The following is a 1,794-nucleotide window of genomic DNA, read 5'->3' as shown; positions in this document are numbered from 1 at the left end:
AAAAACACCATCATACACTAAATCAGTAAGTTGGCAGCATCACCTTCATCATAGATGCCGCCGTTCATCGCCATCTGCACCTGACCCTGACTATTAATATCCGCCAGCAGAGCATGTAACGTTCCCCACGCTTCGCCATTGGCTTTTTGCCAGTACATTTTCACCCGCTCTGTTTGAGGATTAACGGTATACGCCTGTACGGTCAGCGTCGGATCTGAGAGTGCGCAATCATCAGCGGCAACAGCAAACAAGGGAAGTAAGGTGAGGGCGAGAAAAATCCGTTTGAGATTCAAGGTGATCATTCCTTTACCAATGAGTAGCTGATGCGCCATTATAGGTCCTGGATGTGGGATTTTTTTATCCTGTTAGCGACCTTGACGAGTACCAAAAAGCGCGAAGTTCAACTATTGTTCTGTGGTGTTCTGTTGCGTGTTGACGGCAAAATTTTGCTGGCGTAACATGCGCGCACGATCACTCTAAGAGGACATTCGCCTTGGACACACCCAGTAGATACTGGCTCACTATCCTGTCATCCAGGATCAACTCCTAAGGCTATCCCTTTTTGCTGATAGCCTTAGCGGTTGTCAGCGACCTCAATTTTTCCCGTCGCGCTGAGTCAGGCTGTTTAATGGTCTGAAACCCAATTTGTTTCTGTGTGCCCACCGAACTGTCCGATATTTTAAGCATTGGGAGTCCCGGTCATGCTGAGCGCATTTCAACTGGAAAATAACCGACTGACCCGGCTGGAAGTCGAAGAGTCACAACCCCTTGTAAATGCAGTATGGATTGATCTTGTCGAACCGGACGACGACGAGCGACTGCGCTTACAATCTGAACTTGGCCAGAGCCTGGCAACCCGCCCGGAACTGGAAGACATCGAAGCATCGGCACGTTTCTTTGAAGACGACGACGGCCTGCATATTCACTCCTTCTTCTTCTTTGAAGATGCGGAAGATCACGCCGGTAACTCCACTGTGGCATTTACCATCCGTGATGGTCGTCTGTTTACTCTGCGTGAGCGTGAACTGCCCGCTTTTCGTCTGTATCGTATGCGTGCCCGTAGCCAGTCGATGGTAGACGGTAACGCCTACGAGTTGCTGCTGGATCTGTTCGAAACCAAAATCGAACAGTTGGCAGATGAAATTGAAAATATCTATAGCGACCTGGAGCAGTTGAGCCGGGTGATTATGGAAGGGCATCAGGGCGATGAGTACGACGAGGCGCTCTCCACTCTGGCGGAACTGGAAGATATCGGCTGGAAAGTTCGCCTGTGTCTGATGGATACCCAGCGCGCGCTCAACTTCCTGGTGCGTAAAGCGCGTTTACCGGGTGGGCAACTGGAGCAGGCGCGTGAAATCCTGCGAGATATCGAATCCCTGCTGCCGCATAACGAATCCCTGTTCCAGAAGGTGAACTTCCTGATGCAGGCGGCAATGGGTTTTATCAACATCGAGCAGAACCGCATCATCAAAATCTTCTCGGTGGTATCCGTGGTATTCCTGCCGCCGACGCTCGTTGCTTCCAGCTATGGCATGAACTTTGAGTTTATGCCAGAACTGAAGTGGAGCTTCGGCTACCCTGCCGCGATTATCTTTATGATCCTCGCGGGCCTGGCACCGTATCTGTACTTTAAGCGGAAGAACTGGTTGTAATATGAGTGCCGGATAAAGCTATTTTTTTATCCGGCTTATTTCTAAAAATTGTCTTTTTTAAAGTCATGCGGATTGAAAACTCTCTCTATTTTATTTTCGGTGATGCTGCCAACTTACTGATTTAGTGTATGATGGTGTTTTT

At 49.2% G+C, this 1,794-nt stretch carries 2 protein-coding genes and 1 pseudogene; 2 read left to right on the top strand and 1 reads right to left on the bottom strand.

Going from position 1 to position 1,794, the window contains the following annotated elements:
• Nucleotides 1-35: 35 nt before the first annotated feature.
• A pseudogene (locus tag AACU19_RS18895) lies at nucleotides 36-332 on the bottom strand (hypothetical protein); the annotation flags it as partial.
• 161 nt (nucleotides 333-493) lie between these two features.
• Between AACU19_RS18895 and ysgD the strand changes: the two are divergent.
• Both ysgD and corA read left to right on the top strand, forming a co-directional pair.
• A complete protein-coding gene (gene ysgD / locus AACU19_RS18890) occupies nucleotides 494-550 on the top strand; it encodes a protein YsgD (protein WP_211180520.1) in 57 nt (18 codons plus the stop codon).
• Between the two features lie 151 nt (nucleotides 551-701).
• On the top strand, nucleotides 702-1,652 hold the full coding sequence (corA, locus tag AACU19_RS18885) for a magnesium/cobalt transporter CorA (RefSeq protein ID WP_000947148.1): 951 nt from the start codon (nucleotides 702-704) through the stop codon (nucleotides 1,650-1,652).
• Nucleotides 1,653-1,794 lie beyond the last annotated feature (142 nt).

The sequence above is a fragment of the Escherichia sp. MOD1-EC4550 genome, assembly GCF_963876935.1.
GTDB classification, from domain to species: Bacteria; Pseudomonadota; Gammaproteobacteria; order Enterobacterales; family Enterobacteriaceae; genus Escherichia; species Escherichia coli_F.
Note: the sequence above shows the minus strand (reverse complement) of the source record. Positions and strands in the feature narration are given on the sequence as shown.